Origin of the sequence: uncultured Thalassospira sp., from assembly GCF_963976115.1 — a bacterium.
Taxonomy (GTDB): Bacteria; Pseudomonadota; Alphaproteobacteria; order Rhodospirillales; family Thalassospiraceae; genus Thalassospira.
Map to the genome: position 1 here is coordinate 151,656 of NZ_CAXBJJ010000013.1, position 17,762 is coordinate 169,417.

Here is a 17,762-nt window from a genome sequence, read left to right on the forward strand (position 1 = left end):
TTTCCACCTGCTTCGCGTCACCTGCCATACCAAGCCGCCAATAGCCATCGAAAGTGCCCCCATGAGCGATCTTAGCCACCTTGCCCGTCTGATCGAAGATTTAGGCAATGCCAAAATCCTGTGCATCGGCGATGTCATGCTTGACCGTTTTGTTTATGGCTCTGTCATGCGGATTTCGCCCGAAGCCCCCATTCCGATCATTCGGGTCGAACGCGAAAGTGCCATGCTGGGCGGGGCGGGCAATGTGGTACGCAATGCAACCGCCCTTGGTGCATCGGTCAAATTTCTATCCATGGTCGGCGACGATTTACCCGGGCGCGATGTGATGGAATTTATCGCAGGCGACAAACTGGTCGAACCCTATATCCAGATCGAACGCAACCGCCCAACCACGATCAAAACCCGCTTCATCGCCGGCGGACAGCAATTATTACGGTCTGATAATGAAACAACTCTTCCGCCGTCTGCCACAACATTAACCCATGTTGGCGAACTGGCCGCACAGCTTGCCCCGGATGTGAACGCCATTATCCTGTCGGACTATGGCAAGGGACTGGTCGATGCCCATATCGTTAGCGCGACCATCGCTGCGGCCCGTGCGGCGGGCAAAACCGTTATTGTTGACCCCAAAGGCAATGACTACAGCCGCTATCGCGGGGCCACACTGGTGACCCCCAACCGCGCAGAAGCCGAAGCCGCCACCGGCATTGCCGTGAATAATGATGAAGACGCCATTCGCGCCGCCCGCCACATCATTGAAAATTGCGGTATTGAAAATGTACTGCTTACCCGTAGCCAGGACGGCATGACCCTTGTGCCTGCCCATGGCGATGCCTTGCACCTTCCCACCGAAGCCCGCGAAGTTTTTGATGTTTCAGGGGCCGGTGACACCGTTGTTGCCTGCCTTGCCGCCAGCATCGCTGCAGGCAGCAGCATTGCCGATGCCGCCCGCATTGCCAATGTTGCTGCCGGTATTGTGGTGGGTAAAATCGGCACTGCCATTGTTTACCCCGACGAATTGATCACGCTGTTGCATCACCATGACCTTATGATTGGTGAAGCCAAACTGATGAAGCTGGACCGCATGGTGGACCGGATCGAACGCTGGCGGCGCAAGGGCTACAAGGTTGGCTTTACCAATGGCTGTTTTGATTTGCTTCATCCCGGCCATATCAGTTTGCTGCAACAAGCACGTTCACAATGTGACCGGCTGGTGATCGGTCTTAATTCCGATGCCTCGGTCAAGCGGCTAAAGGGCGAAACCCGCCCTGTCCAGTCCGAAGCCGCCCGTGCCGCCGTGCTGGGCTCGCTTGAAACCGTCAGCGGCGTGGTCATTTTTGATGAAGATACCCCGCGCGATGTTATTTCGGCCTTAAAACCAGACATTCTGGTCAAAGGGGCGGATTACACCATCGAAACCGTGGTCGGTGCCGATATCGTCCAAGCCTATGGCGGCAAGGTGTTTTTAGCCCAACTGGCCGATGGTTTTTCAACCACATCAACCATCGCGCGCATGAACCGCAAGCCAGATTAAACCAAGGTTATTTCGAAATCGAATTAATTTAGCGACCCATCGTCCGGCCATGGCTGGATGGAAAGTTGCGGCCAGATTTTGCCCCAGCGACCGGTTTTCTGGCGGTAAACATCGCCAACCGGCAATAATGGATTAGGCACAATTCGGCCCGCCATCACATTTTCCAAACCAAATGGCGCATAAACACAACATTCCCCTGCCGAATTTTGTAAAACACCAATCGCGGTTGTCTGATAGGCAAACCGGCCAATGCCATCGGCGGCACAGGTAACTGGCCCATAAGGAAAGCCAAATTTCGGCGCGTACCAGATCGGCACCCGGGCCTGATTGCGAATTTCAACCCGGACCGGCAGATCGGCAAACAGCCTGGCGATTTGCGTAATCACCCGATCTTCGGCCTCAAAGGATGTATCGTCATCGAAATAAAACAGATCATAGTCGGCAATATGGGCATCGACCGCAAACCCGGCCTGAAGGTTCCATACCGTTTGCGCAAGACAGCCTGCAGTTAACCACCAGTCCGCCAGCCCGAATGTCGCCATCCGGTTCAGGATCACGTCATTGTTCGGGTTTTGGCGCACCATTGCCAAAAATCGGCTTTCTATCTGTTGCATCCTGCATACCCCGATCACGAAACCGAACGGTTCAGCGCCATCCAGATCAGAACTGGCCATAACCCGTTTAGCACGCACGCCAGCACAAACACCCGCAAGGCCGCACGAATGTCATCGGGCGAGGCATTGCGCCGTCCATCCCCAATATAAGGGTCCTGGACAATTTCGCGGCCATACTGGCGCGGCCCGGCCAATGAAAGACCCAATCCCCCCGCCATTGCCGCTTCCTGCCAGCCCGCATTGGGCGATTTATGCTTGCGCGCATCGCACCACATGGTGCGCCATGCACGGTTACCCGCACCAAACCCCAGTGAAATCAACACCGCCAAACACACAAGCGCCCCTGCCAACCGGGCGGGAATAAAATTAACCACATCATCAAGCCGGGCGGCAAAACGGCCAAAATAAAGATAACGCCGGTTGCGATGGCCGATCATGGAATCCAGGGTATTAATCGCCTTATAAAGACAAAGGCCAATCGGCCCGGCCACCACAAACCAGAAAAGCGGGGCGACCACCCCGTCAGAAAAGTTTTCCGAACAGCTTTCAATTGCCGCCCGGCTCACCCCGGCATGATCCAGACTGGCCGGGTCGCGCCCGACAATCATGGAAACCGCCATGCGCCCGGCGACAAGCCCGTCATGCTCCAGCGTGTCGGCCACAATCGCAACATGCTGATACAGGCCTTTTTGCGCAATCAGCACCCCTAACAGAAAAATTTCCGCCACAATACCCGATGGCACCTGTAACGCCCAAAACTGCACCAGCCCGCCCAAAAAACCGGCAACGGCCAACACAATCAGCACGGTAACAGCACCCCGAAACAATCGGTCACCATCGCTGCGCTCCGGGCGGTTCAGGCGTTTTTCAAAAAAGGAAATCAGCCTGCCGATCCAGACCACCGGATGCGAAATGCGCGAAAACAGCCACGGCATATCGCCTGCCAGCCCATCCAGGGCCAAACCCAGAATGATGACAATAACGCCAAAATCGTAAATGCCCGGTACCGGGACCAAAAAACTGAAAAATGCCTGCTCCATCGCCGCAAGATGCGGTGCTTGCGAGATCACGTCAATATGACTTTGATGATCACACCCTTAACTATTTTCATAATTTTTCAATATTTTTCATAACTTAGCCAGCATCCTGTAAAAAACCTGTACAGTCAAAAGTACAATTTCCAAAGCTGCTGCTTGCAATCGGGTGTTCAATCAGGGAAAACGTGAGGAACATCGAGCGGCACCATGTCCATAAGGGCAGGTTCAGACCGCATTGGCGAGAGAGAGAAAAAGGAGCAGCCTTTATGTCCCCCAAAGGTGCGGTAATGATTTGCGGCCACGGTTCGCGCGACGAGCGGGCCGTTTCACAGTTCAACAACATGGTTGAACAGATGAAACACACCCATTTCGCCGATTACGATGTCGAAAGCGGTTTTCTGGAATTTGCCCACCCGATTTTGCGCGACGGGTTTGAAAAACTCAAAGCCCTGGGCCATAAAAAGATCTACGCGCTGCCAGGTATGCTGTTTGCCGCCGGTCATGTCAAAAATGACCTGCCCAGCGAGGTCAATAATTTTGATCGTGAAAACCCCGATATTATCGTAAAATTCGGTCGTGACCTGGCGATTGACCCGAAATTGCTGCGCGCCAGTGCCGATCGCATTGAAGAAGCGCTGGCAACCGCCGATACAAGCATTGCCCGCAAAGATACGCTTTTGATGGTTGTCGGGCGGGGCACCAACGACCCTGATGCCAATTCCAATGTCTATAAAGTGGCGCGCATACTGCAAGAAGGCATGGGCTTTGGCCGGGTTGAAGTCAGCTATTCCGGGGTTGCACATCCGCGCGTCAATGCCGGGCTGCGCGAAGCGATGAAGCTGGGCTATAAGCGGGTTGTTGTCTTTCCGTATTTCCTGTTTGTCGGCATTCTGGTCGACCGGATTTATACCCATACCGACGAAGTTAGCGCCGAGTTCCCTGATATTGAATTTATCAAGGCCTCCTATCTGGCTGACCACCCGCTGGTTCTGGAAAGTTTTGCCGAACGGCTGGCCGAAATTGATACCGGTGATAACAATATGAACTGCCAGCTATGCAAATACCGCGAACAGATCATTGGTTATGAAGGCGATGTCGCCACCCCGCAGGTCGGCCATCATCACCATGTGATGGGCATTGGCACCGACGGGCACAGCCATGATCACGGGCATGGCCACAGCCACGGCCATTCTCACGGGCACCATGGCGACCATGGTCATTCGCATGACCATGACCATGACCATGACCACGGTCATAAAGATCACAGCCATAACCATGCCCACGATCATGGTCATAGCCACGATACGGCCGAAAAAACCGGTAAATAAAGCAGAGCGAAGACAAGCCAAAGGGCGGGGTCATGTTTGATTATCTGCGCGATCCGCAGGCCATATACCGGCAAAGTTTCGCCACCATCGAAGCCGAAGCCGACCTCGCCCGTTTTTCCCCCGAAGTGCGGCCCGTTGCGATACGCATCATTCATGCCTGTGGCATGGTGGAAATGGCCGATAATATTGTGCTTGGCGATAACGCCATCAAGGCCGGTATCGCGGCACTTCTGGCAGGAAAACCGGTTTTGACCGATGCCGAAATGGTGAAAAACGGCATTATTGCGCGGTTGCTTCCGGTGCAAAACCCGGTTATTTGCCGGTTAAATGACGAAAATATTCCTGCCCTTGCCAGCGTAATCGGCACGACCCGATCTGCCGCAGCCGTTGAAACCTGGACCGATGTGATAAGCGGGGCCATCATCGCCATTGGCAATGCCCCGACTGCCTTGTTTCATCTGCTAGAAGCCGTCATATCGGGCCGTTTACCCAAACCGGCCCTGATCATTGGTATGCCGGTGGGTTTTGTCGGTGCCGTGGAAAGTAAAGAAGCCCTGATCCGCCATGCGCAAGATAGCGATATTCCCTTTATCACCCTGCGCGGGCGTTTTGGCGGCAGTGCAGTCACAGCGGCCACCGTCAATGCCCTGGCCCGCATCGCCAAACCCGCTGAAAATGCCGATGGCACCGCCCCCGTCAGGGTCACGGACGGACACATCCCCCATGACTGAACCTGCATACACCAATAAAATCCGGGGCCAAAACGGCAAAATCACGGTTATTGGCATTGGCGAAGACGGTTTTTCCGGCCTGTCGCCGGCTGCCTGCCGCATCATAAAACAGGCCAGGATAATCTTTGGCGGCAAACGGCATTTGGCCATGCTGCCTGGCGAGATTTCCGCCCAAAAATCCCCGTGGATCAGCCCGTTTAACGACAATATGCCCCTCATCGCCAGCGCAATAACCCAAAACCCGGTTATCCTTGCCAGTGGCGACCCGATGTATTTTGGCGTTGGCAATACCCTGGTTGATCATTTCGGTTTCGAAAATATATCGATTTTCCCCGCACCCTCGTCAATCATGCTTGCCTGCGCGCGCACCGGCTGGGCGCTGGCAGAGTGCGATGTGGTGACATTACATGGCCGCAGCCCGGAAAAATTACGGGCGCATTTACGCCCGCGCGGCAAAATCATTGCCCTGTCGCATGATGGCACAACACCCGCCTTGGCCGCCGTCATGCTGTATGAGGCCGGATACGGCGACAGCAACATCACCGTTTGCGAGAGGCTGGGCGGCGATCATGAAAAGATCACCACCCAAACCGCCCGTGAATGGCAAAGTCAAGCCATGGGTGCCAATGCAAACTGCCTGATCGACCCGCTTAACGTGATCCTGATCGATCTGGTTGCCGATGCCAGCGCAACCATCCTGCCCCTTGGCCCCGGCTTGCCCGACGATGCTTTTGTTCATGACGGCATGATCACGAAATCCGAAATTCGTGCCCAAACCATATCTTCGCTTGGCCCGTGGAAAGGGGCGGTTTTGTGGGATGTCGGGGCAGGATGTGGCAGCATTTCCATCGAATGGATGCGTCTGGGCGGGCAGGCCATTGCCATTGAACGCGATGGCAAACGCTGCGACATGATCCGTAAAAATGCCACCCGGCTGGGCACCCCGGATCTGATTGTGCATCACGCCAATATCGACCATGCCTTGGACAAAGCAAAAACAAGCCCCGACCTCCACCATTTTCCCGCACCTGATGCCATTTTTATTGGCGGGGGCATTACCACGCCCAACCTGATGGAACACTGCTGGGACCTGCTATCGACCCATGGGCGGCTGGTGGCCAATACTGTGACGCTGGAAGGCGAACAGGAACTGTTTCGGTTTTACAATAAATTTGGGGGCACGCTGTCGCGGCTAACAGTTTCGCGGTTGGCGGCGCGCGGCAATTTTACCGGCTGGCACAACCTGGCCCCGGTCACCCACTATGTCGGAGTTAAATCATGACCGCGAGCAAAAGCACGAACGCGAACGCGAGCGCGCCCGTCACCACAAAAGGCACCGCTTATGGGCTTGGCATTGGCCCGGGCGAGGCTGATCTGCTGACGTTAAAAGCCTATAAGATCTTACAAGAAGCCGACGTCATTGCCTATCCGGCACTGGAAGACGGTGCCAGTTTGGCCCGGCAGATTATTGCCCCGCATATGCCAGAAGGCCGCACGGAAATTGCCATTCGCATTCCCATGGGCCGCCCCGCAGACCGCATCTATGATGCCGCGGCCCTGGAAATTGGCGAACATTTGCGCGCCGGGCGTACCGTGGCGGTATTGTGTGAAGGCGACCCGTTTTTCTATGGCAGCTTTATGTATTTATATGGCCGTTTGGCCAAAGCAGGCTTTCCGGTGCAAACCGTGCCCGGCGTTAGTTCCATGATGGCCTGTGCCGCCCAACTGGGCGCGCCGCTGGCCGCCAAAAACGATGTTTTGCAGGTTATTCCCGGCCCGTTACCGGCTGAAAGACTTAAAGCCCAACTGGCCGACACCGATGCCGCCGCCATCATCAAGCTGGGCCGCCATTTTGCCAAGGTGCGCCAGGTCATCGCCGAACTGGGCCTGACAGACCGTGCGCGCTATATCGAACGGGCCACCCTTGATAGCCAAAAAATGGTGCCTTTGGGCGACTTGCCCGATGATGCCACCGCGCCTTATTTTTCAATGATCCTGATCCACCGTCGCGGAGACGCATGGAAATGAGCACCCCCACCACATCGCCCCTGCCGACCGACCCGATTGCCCCGATTGCGGTGATCTGTTTAACCCAGCGGGCCCTGCCCACGGCAAAGCGCATTGCATCGGCCCTGCAAGGGGCCAGCCTGCATGGGTTGCGCACCCGCGTTTCCACCCGCGACGTTGATGTCGCCTTTGACGATACCATTGCGCATCTGCAACAAACATTTGCTGCCGACCACGTGATTATTGGGGTGTGTGCCAGTGGCATTCTGATCCGCGCATTGGCCCCGCTTTTGGCGGGCAAATGGCAGGACGCCGCCGTTATTGCCGTTGATGAAGCCGGTGAAACCTTTATTCCGCTATTGGGCGGGCATCATGGCGGCAACAAACTGGCCCGCGATTTGGCCGAAAGGCTGGGTGCGCGCGCCGCCATTACCACGCCGGGCGATGCCGCACTTGGTCTGGCATTGGACGAACCCCCGGCAGGATGGAAACTGGACGATAAAGCCGCCGTCAAACCGGCCACCGCCGCCCTTTTGGCCGGGGCCAGTGCCAAAATAACCATTGATGCCGGATCGGCCGCCTGGCTGACCAACAGCGCCATTCCCCGTGATGACAATGGCACCGTGGCCCTGCACATCACCCCGTACGCCCCTAAAGCCGACATTGCCGAGCATAGCGGCGATCTGGCCCCGGTCACCTTCCATCCGCCGGTGCTGGCACTGGGTGTGGGTTGTGAACGCAATTGCGACCCGGAAGAACTGATAAGTTTAGCCGAAAAAACCCTGGCCGATGCCGGGTTAAGCGCCAAGGCAGTTGCCTGTGTAACCTCGATTGACCTTAAGGCCGATGAACCCGCTGTTCATGCGCTGGCCGCACATTTGGCGGTTCCGGCCCGGTTTTTTACCGCCGACGAGCTGGAAGCACAGGCACCCCGCCTGCAAAACCCGTCCGACATCGTCTTTGCCGAAACCGGCTGCCATGGTGTTGCCGAGGGGGCGGCCCTTGCGACAGTTGGCGCAGATGGATCGCTGGTCGTTGCGAAACAGAAATCAAAACGCGCCACCTGCGCCATTGGCCAGTCGCGTGCCGACATTGCCCCGGCCCGAACCGGGCGCGGGCAGGGCAAACTCTCCATCGTTGGCATTGGCCCGGGGCAGGCCAGCTGGCGCAGCCCCGAAGCCAGCCAGTTAATCGCGCGCGCCAGCGACATTGTTGGCTATCAGATGTATCTGGATTTATTGGGCGATCTGATTACCGGCAAGAAATTGCATCATTCAGACCTGGGTGCTGAAGAAGCCCGCGCCCGCCATGCCCTGGAACTGGCCGCCCAGGGGCGCGATGTGGCCCTGATCGGGTCAGGCGATGCCGGGATTTATGCGCTGGCAACACTGGTATTTGAATTGCTGGACCGCGAAAACAAAGCCGCCTGGAACCGGGTCGCCATACAGGTATCGCCCGGCATTTCGGCCCTGCAAGCAGCGGCATCATGCATTGGTGCGCCATTGGGGCACGATTTTTGCGCCATTTCCCTGTCCGACCTGTTAACCCCGCGCGACGATATTTTACGCCGCATTGCTGCGGCGGCAGCGGGCGATTTTGTGATTGCGTTTTATAACCCGGTTTCCAAACGCCGCCGCGATTTGCTGGCAACGGCACGCGACATGCTGCTGGGGAACCGCCCGGCCGATACCCCGGTTGTTCTGGGCCGCCAGTTGGGTCGCCCGGACCAGGAAATAACGGTCGTTCCGTTATCGAAACTTGAAGTCGACATGGTCGATATGCTGACCACCGTTCTGGTTGGGTCCAGCAACAGCAAGCACATTAAACGCGGCATGAAAGAATGGGTGTATACCCCGCGCGGCTATGCCAAAAAGGGTGCCGATGCTGCCAAGGCCCCGGTTCATAGCAGCACCCCTTCAGGCAAAACCGCCACGACAACGAAAGACTAAAACATGACTGTTCATTTTATTGGTGCAGGCCCCGGCGCGCCCGACCTGATTACCGTGCGGGGTTTACGCCTGATCGAAAAATGCCCGGTCTGCCTGTATGCCGGGTCGCTAGTGCCCGAAGAAATCGTTACCAGCGCGCCGCAAAATGCCCGCGTGATCGACACCGCGCCGATGAACCTTGACGAAATTATCGCCGAAATTAAAACCGCCCACGATGCCGGGCAGGATGTGGCGCGGGTGCATTCCGGCGACCCGTCAATTTACGGGGCCATTGCCGAACAGATCCGTCGCCTTGAAGAGCTTGATATTCCTTATGACATTACGCCAGGGGTGTCGGCCTATGCCGCAGTTGCGGCTGAAATCGGCGCTGAACTGACCCTGCCGGACATTTCGCAAACGGTGATCCTGACCCGTACCGCCATGAGATCTTCCTCTATGCCCGATGGGGAAAGTCTGGCCGAACTGGGCAAATCGCGCGCGACCCTGGCGGTTCATTTATCGATCAATAACCTGGCAAATGTGGTGCGCGATCTGGTGCCGCATTACGGCGACGACTGCCCGGTTGTCATTGCCTATCGCGCCACCTGGCCCGATGCCCAATACCTGTATGGCACGCTCGGCGATATCCGCGCCAGGGTGAAGGGCAGCGGCATTACCCGCACCGCGCTGATTATGGTTGGCGAAGTTTTTGGCCGCCACGATTTTACCGATTCCCGGCTGTATGCCGCCGATCATCATCATGTGCTGCGCCCCAAAAAACCGGCGGCCAAATAATAACCACCGGTTTTTGCCCAGACTTTTCGCAGATGCAGCATAATTTTTCATCACCCGGCCAAAACGTATAAAAAACATTCACTTTACCCCCAAACATCCTTGACCCCCGCCTGATCCGCTGCCTTTAATCTATACCAAGGTCGGAAAACGACCCGGAAAAGAAGGGAATGGCGCATGTTCAACGAGATGAAAATGAACGATCAGGTGCGCGAACCCTATCGCGCGCTGGTTGACTGGATGGATGCCACGGGGCCGGAAATCCTGGCCCAGAAACGGCTGGAAGCCGAAACGCTGTTTCGCAAAATTGGCATTACTTTTGCCGTTTACGGCGAAGGCGGCGACCCGGAACGACTTATTCCGTTTGATTTGATCCCGCGCATTTTTACCGCCACCGAATGGCGCAAGCTTGAACGCGGTGTCAAACAGCGGGCACGGGCGCTCAACACGTTTCTGTATGACGTTTACCACAATGCCGAAATCATTCGCGCCGGGATTGTCCCCGCCGATCTGGTTTACCGCAACGCCGCCTTTGAACCCGCCGTCATCGGCATTGATCCACCCCGCCGTGTCTATAGCCACATTGTGGGCGTGGATGTGGTGCGTGTTGGCCCCGATGAATTTTATGTGCTGGAAGATAACTGCCGCACGCCATCGGGCGTTTCCTACATGCTGGAAAACCGCGAAATCATGATGCGGATGTTTCCCGAACTGTTTTCCAAATTGCGGATCGAACCGGTCGACAGTTACCCCAACCTGCTTTTGAAAACGTTAAAAAGCATTGCGCCGCTCAAATGTGAAAACGACCCCAATATTGTCGTGCTAACCCCCGGCGCCATGAACAGCGCCTATTACGAACATTCCTTTCTGGCCGACCAGATGGGGGTTGAACTGGTTGAAGGGCAGGATCTTTTTGTCTCTGAAGGCCGGGTTTACATGCGCACAACACGCGGACCGGCACGGGTAGATGTTATCTATCGCCGCATTGATGATGATTTTATCGACCCGCTATGCTTTCGCCCCGACTCGGTCCTGGGGGTGCCGGGCCTGATGAATGTGTATCGTTCTGGCGGGGTTGCCATTTGTTCGGCACCAGGGGCCGGTGTGGCCGATGACAAGGCAATTTACACCTATGTCCCCGACATGATCCGGTTTTATCTGGGTCAGGAACCGATCCTGAACAATGTGCCGACATGGAAATGCGCCCGTCAGGATGATCTGAAATATGTGCTGGAGCATCTGCCCGAACTGGTGGTCAAGGAAGTTCACGGCTCTGGCGGGTATGGGATGCTGGTCGGCCCGGCCTCAACCAAAGAAGAATGCGCGACCTATGCCGAACGCATTAAAGCCAACCCGTCGGATTTCATTGCCCAGCCCACCCTGGCCCTTTCGGCCTGCCCAACCTTTGTTGAAAGCGGCATCGCCCCGCGCCATGTCGATTTCCGTCCTTTCTGCCTGGTCGGCGATGATATTCGCCTGACACCGGGCGGACTAACGCGGGTTGCATTGCGCGAAGGATCGCTTGTGGTCAATTCATCCCAGGGCGGGGGTGTCAAAGACACCTGGATCATGGCAGAATAAACGGGAAGACAGACCATGCTTAGTCGTACTGCTGAAAATCTGTTCTGGCTGTCGCGTTATGTAGAACGCGCAGAAAATATGGCCCGCCTGTTGGAAATGGGCTATCGCATGGCCTTAATGCCTGCTGCGGGTAATGGCAACCGGTCGGAATGGCGATCGGTCCTGTCGGCGGCAGGCTGTGCCGAAGGGTTTGATGCCGCCAACACCGATAACACCGAACTGACCCAGGCCACCGTGTCGGATTATCTGATTTTTAACCGCGACAATCCGTCATCGATCATTAATTGTTTTGAATATGCCCGTGCCAATGCCCGTGCCATGCGCACCGCCATCACCCAGGAAATGTGGGAAGCCTTAAATGGCGCATTGATGGAACTGCGCCGCACCGCCATGCGCAACCTGGCCAAAACCGATCTGCCCGGTTTTATCGACTGGGTCAAAAGCCAGGGGGCGCTGTTTCGCGGGGCGACCGATTCCACCATTTTGCGCAATGACGGTTATGATTTTATCCGTCTGGGCACATTCCTGGAACGGGCCGATAACACCGCCCGTCTGCTCGATGTGAAATATTACGTGCTGCTGCCCGAAACCAGCATGGTGGGTGACGGGGTGGATAATTACCAATGGACCACGGTGTTACGGGCTGCCTCCTCGATGCGGGCCTTTCACTGGGTTTACCGCGATGATTATTCGCCGTGGCGCATTGCCCATTTCCTGATTTTAAACCCGTTCAGCCCCCGGTCGCTGGCCCATTGTGTGGAAAATATCACTGCCCACCTCGAACGGCTGGCCCGGCAATATGGCCAACGCCGCGCGGTTCACAGTTTGGCGGTCGATACCTATTCCATTCTGACCCAGGGCGACATGGACGAAATTTTCAGCCGTGGTCTGCACGAATTTCTAAGTGACTGCCTGCGACGCTATCAGGCATTGTCCTCGGCGATTGCCGAAACCTATTATTTCGGGGGGCAGTAACATGCGCCTGACAATTGAACACAGAACCCGCTATCGTTATGCGCCAGCCGCACGTTACGTTACCCAAAGCCTGAAACTGACCCCGTCCCTATGTGACGGGCAACGGATTATTGACTGGTCGATCACGGCGGAAAATTGCGCCATCACATCGGAATTCATCGATGGTTATGGCGATACCGTCAGTACCCTGACCTGCAACGGGCCGATTGATGAAGTTGAAATTGTGGTACACGGCCTGATCGAAACCGTCGATATGGCCGGTGTTCTTTCCGGGCATCGCGAAAAGGCATCGCCGCAGGTTTTTTTACGTTCCACAGCCATGACCAAACCCAGTGCCGCGATTCGCAAACTGGCCATATCGGCAACCAAATCAGTCGGCGCCAATGCCAGCCTTCTGGAATCGGCACATGCCCTGGCCAAGGCCGTCCGCGACGAAATTGATTATGTGCCTGGCTCAACCCACGCCCACACCACCGCCGCCGATGCCCTGGCCGCCGGGCAGGGCGTTTGCCAGGATCACGCCCATGTTCTGTTAGCGGCCGCCCGGCTTATAGATATTCCGGCGCGCTATGTATCGGGCTATCTTTTTGCCGATTCTGACGGGGTTTCGCACGAAGCCGCCCATGCCTGGGCCGAACTTTATATTGATGGTATTGGCTGGATCGGGTTTGACCCGGCCAATCGCTGTTGTCCGACAGATTTTTATGTGCGCCTTGGGTCTGGACTTGACGCCAGAGACGCCTCACCTATACGTGGCATACATTCTGGTGGAGCCGACGAAGATTTGGATGTAACCGTTATCGTCGCGCAATCACAACAATAGCGGGACGTAAGAGAACAATGACCTATTGCGTAGGCCTGATGCTTGATGAAGGGCTGGTTTTCCTGTCTGACACACGCACCAACGCGGGCCTTGATAACATTTCACGCTATCGCAAAATGTTTAACTGGGAAGTGCCTGGTGAACGCGCGATCGTTATGCTGACAGCGGGTAACCTTGCCATTACCCAGGCTGTCGTCAGCGTATTGCACGAAGCCATCGACAACCCCGATACGCCTGACAATGACAGCATTCTGACCGCGCCGACCATGTTTCGCGTTGCCGAACTGGTCGGCGAAGCCATGCAGTCTGTTCAGCATAAATACCACGACACCCTGGAGCAGCGCAAAGAAAGCTCCGGGGCGAGTATTATTCTGGGGGGCCAGCGGGCAGGCGGGGCGCAGCGCCTGTTTCTGATTTACGCGGCGGGCAACTTTATCGAAGCCACCGAAGACACCCCCTATTTGCAAATTGGCGAGCACAAATACGGCAAACCCATTCTCGACCGGGTGATTACACAAGAAACCCCGATTGAAGAAGGGGTGAAAGCCGCCCTTTTATCGATGGATTCGACCCTGCGGTCCAATCTGTCGGTCGGGATGCCGCTGGATCTGGCGGTGTTACCTGAAGGCAAATGCCAGTTTTCCGAACGGCGTCGCATCGAAGCCGAAGATGCCGGGTTTAAAGCATTGTCTGATGCCTGGTCACAGGCCTTGCGCGAAGCATTCGCCGGTATGCCCGATGAACATTGCCCGCCGGAGGGGTAACACGCCTTCTGCTATCACACGATTAATTTACCCGATACCGATATGCGCGCTCGACAAGTTCGGGCGCGCAAATTATCTATAAAATCATGATAAACGACAAAGACAATACGATTACCGGCAAGATCACCCGCGCACTGGCGGACCGGATCATCGCCGGGCACATCGCACCGGGCACCAAGTTAAGACAGGATTACTTCGCCGAGGAATTCGGTGCAAGCCACGTGCCCGTGCGCGAAGCCTTTCGCCGCCTCGAAGCACAAGGGTTGGTGGTGAGTGAACCACGCCGGGGGGTTCGGGTGGCAAGCTTTGACATTGCCGAAGTCCGCGAAGTTGCGGAAATGCGCGCATCCCTCGAAGTTCTTGCCCTGCGCCACGCGGCCCCGCACCTGACCACCGCCATTCTGGACGAGGCCGAGGCGATTAATCGCGCCGGAGAAAATGCCGTCGATGTCCGGGCATGGGAAGAAGCCAATCGCGCTTTCCACCGCCTGATCCTGACCCCCTGTGCCATGCCGCGCCTGCTGGCAACAATTGACGACCTTCATGCCGCCAGTGCGCGCTTTCTGTTTTCAGGCTTTCGCATGGAATGGGGTGCCCCGACCGATCAGGATCACCGCGCCATCCTGAAAGCCCTGCGTGACAGGCAATTTGACGTCGCCGCCGCAACCCTTGCCCGCCACGTTAAATGGATTGGCACCAAACCGGGTGCCAAAACCCGCCTGAAAACCCTCTCCTGACCTCCTTTTTAGCCTCTGAAATTCCGCTCCGATGTTAAATCTGCCTGCCTGCTGGCTGTGCGGGGGCTTTTTTGTGCGCAAATTGCAAATTTTATAGATAAAAATAAATCATATAAATCAATGCACTAATAAGATTACCCTGCAAAATCCCACCAATTTAGCCCGATCATCTATTTTGAGATTGATTTTAACCCTCCGTCACGGCGTAATTAATAGATGAGATTCGTTTTTATCTATAATTTTAAACCGACTTGAGCGGAGGATGAAAATCACCATGAGCAACACCGTTTCCAACCCGGCAAAAAGCCACATCACGACAGGACCAAAACCGGAAACAAAAGCAGGTCTGAAATACAGCCTGATGGTTCTGGCCGGGATTGCCGTACTGATTGCAAGTGCGAAGATCAGCATTCCGTTTTGGCCGGTGCCGATGACCCTGCAAACCATGGCAATCATGGCGATTGCGCTGGCGACCGGGCCGCGCATTGCCTGCGCAACCTTTCTCGGTTATCTGGCGGCGGGTGCGGTTGGCCTGCCGGTTTTTGCCGGAACGCCAGAACGCGGTATCGGGCTTTCCTATATGGTCGGGCCGACGGGCGGTTATCTGCTGGGCTATCTCATCGCGTCCTGGCTGGTCGGAAGCCTTGCGCAAGGGCGCGGTATATTGGCCCGTTTTGGCATCATGATGGCCAGCATGATCCCGGTCTATATTCTGGGTCTGGCATGGCTTACGGCCTTTGTCCCGCTTGAAAAGGTTGCCGAATATGGCTTTACCCCGTTTATTTTCGGCGACACCCTGAAAATCGCCCTTGTTGCCCTTGGCAGTGCAGCCTGCGCCCGCCTTGTCAAACACAACAAAGGGGGCAATGCATGATGACCCGTGCCCCCGCACAAAACCCGGCAATTGATCACACCCTGCGTCACGACTGGAGCGTGGACGAGATCGAGGCGATTTATCGCCTGCCGCTGCTGGAACTGATGGGCCGCGCCAGCGCGGTCCATCGGGCCCATCACGCCCCCAATGCGGTGCAAAAGGCCAGCCTGCTGTCGATCAAAACCGGCGGCTGCCCCGAAGATTGCGCCTATTGCCCGCAATCGGCCCACCACCGCGAGGTCAAACCGGGCAAAGAACAATTGATGGACCCTGGTGCCGTTTTAAAAATGGCCGCAAATGCCAAAGCCGCCGGGGCGGACCGTTTTTGCATGGGAGCGGCGTGGCGGCACGTGCGTGACGGGGCCGCCTTTGATGCGGTGATCGACATGGTTCGCGGGGTGCGCGATCTTGGCATGGAAGCCTGCGTAACCCTTGGCATGCTTGAAACCCGCCATGCCGAACGCCTCGCTGCGGCCGGGTTGACAGCCTATAACCACAATCTCGATACCAGCCCGGAATATTACAGCCAGATCATCTCGACCCGCACCTATCAGGACCGGCTTGATACCCTTGCCGCCGTGCGCGGCGCCGGGATTGATCTGTGCTGTGGCGGAATTATTGGCATGGGCGAAAGCATCCGCGACCGTGCATCAATGCTTCACGTTCTGGCCAGGTTTGCCCCGCATCCCGAAAGTGTGCCGATCAACGCGCTGGTGCCGGTGGCCGGAACACCGCTTGCCAATCGCGCCCCCGTCGATGCGCTTGAGCTGGTCCGCATGATCGCAACCGCGCGCATCACCATGCCAAAATCCACCCTGCGCCTGTCAGCCGGGCGGACCGATCTTGGCCGCGATGCCCAAATCATGTGCCTGTTGGCCGGGGCTAATTCGGTGTTTTACGGCGAAAAACTTCTGACCACGCCAAACCCGGAAAAAGATTGCGATGCCGCCCTTTTTGCCGCCCTTGGACCTGTTCCGGTTCAAGCTTCGGTTACGACTGCCTGATCATCGTTCCCCGCCCGAACCTGCGCCACCCAATGAAAAATGCCGGAGCATCGGGACCAAAGGCGGCTTTTTCGCGGGGAGACGGGGCAGGGGATAAGGAGGGTTTGGCAGGGTGGTGAGCGTGATTGTTGTCCCACCCTTCCAGATCATCTGACAGGGCGTGGTTTCTGTAAACAACAGATCGAAAGAATGACGATGCGCCCCGCTTTAAGGCGAAATTTAAAATCCAGTTGTTTAAAAAACTGGATCATCACCTTGAGAATAATACAAAATTTGAACAATGTCCCCGAGGCCAGCCCCGCAAGACCGCGATATGAAAAATGGCAAAAACCGCCAGACACGCCGCAGCCGCAATTTTCACGAAAACCGGGTCTTTGCACGTTCCCGTCGCACAACCGCGCAACAGGCCGTTTCGGAATCGTTATCGGAAATAATTGAGAAATTACTTTAAGTTTTGAATTACTTTATTGCCTTAAAGTCTCCACCAAAGATAATCGGATAGGTTTTTGATTAAAAAGTATAATTCTCCTATATTAATGGCGATGTTTTGTCGGATTTCACCGGCATCAACGCCCGGTTCGCCAACCTGCAAAAACCATTTTTTGTCATAGCGTCATAGCAAAACCGGCCTGTGCGGCATTTTGGGCTGTGCGCGAAAATTGTTTCAATTTTTGAAGTAATTTCTACACTCACACAAATAAATCACTGTTTTTGGGTGTTTTTTTAGATCACATCACGCAGATGGAAAAAATCTGCAAAAATCCCGCCTGATGGCTCAAACCGACCCAAATTTATCAACAGCGTTTAGCCCCTTTTCCCGGCACCACAACAGCAAGACTGCCCGTTAAACAGCAAAGACCCGCCCAAGCTAAAATACAGGCGGGTTAGCGTATAATGGGGCCGTGGATCAGAAAAAGGGGAAGGGTGCGACTGGCAGCATATAATGGTTACTTGCCCGCTGGCGCATGAACCTGAATGTTTAAAGCACATTTCCTTTAATATGACCCATTTTGTTTGTTTTTGGCGTGTCGTT

Annotated in this window: 16 protein-coding genes; 14 read left to right on the plus strand and 2 right to left on the minus strand. The window is 55.8% G+C overall.

The genetic code is table 11. The features are described 5' to 3' along the window. The first annotated feature begins 61 nt into the window (after positions 1-61). Positions 62-1,534, plus strand: coding sequence for a D-glycero-beta-D-manno-heptose-7-phosphate kinase (gene rfaE1, locus AAC086_RS17595; RefSeq protein ID WP_339780641.1), 1,473 nt, complete (start codon positions 62-64; stop codon positions 1,532-1,534). 23 nt (positions 1,535-1,557) lie between these two features. On the opposite strand, the gene AAC086_RS17600 is transcribed toward rfaE1, so the two are convergent. After that, positions 1,558-2,148, minus strand: a complete 591-nt coding sequence (locus tag AAC086_RS17600) for a nucleotidyltransferase family protein (protein WP_339780642.1) — start codon at positions 2,146-2,148, stop codon at positions 1,558-1,560. Between the two features lie 14 nt (positions 2,149-2,162). After that, positions 2,163-3,218: an adenosylcobinamide-phosphate synthase CbiB gene (gene cbiB, locus AAC086_RS17605; RefSeq protein ID WP_339780644.1), complete on the minus strand. Its 1,056-nt coding sequence runs from the start codon at positions 3,216-3,218 to the stop codon at positions 2,163-2,165. Between the two features lie 233 nt (positions 3,219-3,451). Here cbiB and AAC086_RS17610 point away from each other — a divergent pair, with 233 nt between their 5' ends. The 13 genes from AAC086_RS17610 to bioB all read left to right on the plus strand — a co-directional run bounded on the left by AAC086_RS17610 (position 3,452) and on the right by bioB (position 16,729). Beyond that, the gene (locus tag AAC086_RS17610; protein WP_339780645.1) at positions 3,452-4,513 is read left to right on the plus strand and encodes a sirohydrochlorin chelatase; all 1,062 of its coding nucleotides are present in this window, start codon (positions 3,452-3,454) and stop codon (positions 4,511-4,513) included. Between the two features lie 32 nt (positions 4,514-4,545). Beyond that, complete coding sequence (locus AAC086_RS17615) at positions 4,546-5,244, plus strand: precorrin-8X methylmutase (protein ID WP_339780647.1); 699 nt, start codon at positions 4,546-4,548, stop codon at positions 5,242-5,244. Continuing rightward, on the plus strand, positions 5,237-6,526 hold the full coding sequence (gene cbiE, locus AAC086_RS17620) for a precorrin-6y C5,15-methyltransferase (decarboxylating) subunit CbiE (protein WP_339780649.1): 1,290 nt from the start codon (positions 5,237-5,239) through the stop codon (positions 6,524-6,526). The genes AAC086_RS17615 and cbiE overlap by 8 nt, the downstream gene beginning before the upstream one ends. Next, positions 6,523-7,272: a precorrin-2 C(20)-methyltransferase gene (gene cobI, locus AAC086_RS17625; RefSeq protein ID WP_339780651.1), complete on the plus strand. Its 750-nt coding sequence runs from the start codon at positions 6,523-6,525 to the stop codon at positions 7,270-7,272. Before cbiE ends, cobI begins: the two co-directional genes overlap by 4 nt. Then, positions 7,269-9,200, plus strand: a complete 1,932-nt coding sequence (gene cobJ, locus AAC086_RS17630) for a precorrin-3B C(17)-methyltransferase (protein ID WP_339780653.1) — start codon at positions 7,269-7,271, stop codon at positions 9,198-9,200. The genes cobI and cobJ overlap by 4 nt, the downstream gene beginning before the upstream one ends. 3 nt (positions 9,201-9,203) lie before the next feature. After that, positions 9,204-9,974 carry a precorrin-4 C(11)-methyltransferase gene (gene cobM, locus AAC086_RS17635; protein WP_339780655.1) on the plus strand — a complete coding sequence of 257 codons (771 nt, stop codon included), beginning with the start codon at positions 9,204-9,206 and terminating at the stop codon, positions 9,972-9,974. Between the two features lie 174 nt (positions 9,975-10,148). Continuing rightward, positions 10,149-11,552 carry a circularly permuted type 2 ATP-grasp protein gene (locus AAC086_RS17640; protein WP_339780657.1) on the plus strand — a complete coding sequence of 468 codons (1,404 nt, stop codon included), beginning with the start codon at positions 10,149-10,151 and terminating at the stop codon, positions 11,550-11,552. A 15-nt stretch (positions 11,553-11,567) separates the two neighbouring features. Continuing rightward, entirely contained in the window at positions 11,568-12,527 is a 960-nt protein-coding gene (locus AAC086_RS17645; RefSeq protein WP_339780658.1) for an alpha-E domain-containing protein, read from the plus strand. Position 12,528: 1 nt separating this feature from the next. Further along, positions 12,529-13,350: a transglutaminase family protein gene (locus AAC086_RS17650; protein ID WP_339780659.1), complete on the plus strand. Its 822-nt coding sequence runs from the start codon at positions 12,529-12,531 to the stop codon at positions 13,348-13,350. A 17-nt stretch (positions 13,351-13,367) separates the two neighbouring features. Then, positions 13,368-14,114 carry a proteasome-type protease gene (locus AAC086_RS17655; RefSeq protein WP_339780661.1) on the plus strand — a complete coding sequence of 249 codons (747 nt, stop codon included), beginning with the start codon at positions 13,368-13,370 and terminating at the stop codon, positions 14,112-14,114. 86 nt (positions 14,115-14,200) lie between these two features. Continuing rightward, the gene (locus AAC086_RS17660; protein ID WP_339780663.1) at positions 14,201-14,851 is read left to right on the plus strand and encodes a GntR family transcriptional regulator; all 651 of its coding nucleotides are present in this window, start codon (positions 14,201-14,203) and stop codon (positions 14,849-14,851) included. Positions 14,852-15,125: 274 nt separating this feature from the next. Next, a complete protein-coding gene (locus AAC086_RS17665) occupies positions 15,126-15,725 on the plus strand; it encodes a biotin transporter BioY (RefSeq protein ID WP_339780664.1) in 600 nt (199 codons plus the stop codon). Further along, complete coding sequence (gene bioB, locus AAC086_RS17670; protein WP_339780670.1) at positions 15,725-16,729, plus strand: biotin synthase BioB; 1,005 nt, start codon at positions 15,725-15,727, stop codon at positions 16,727-16,729. Before AAC086_RS17665 ends, bioB begins: the two co-directional genes overlap by 1 nt. Positions 16,730-17,762 lie beyond the last annotated feature (1,033 nt).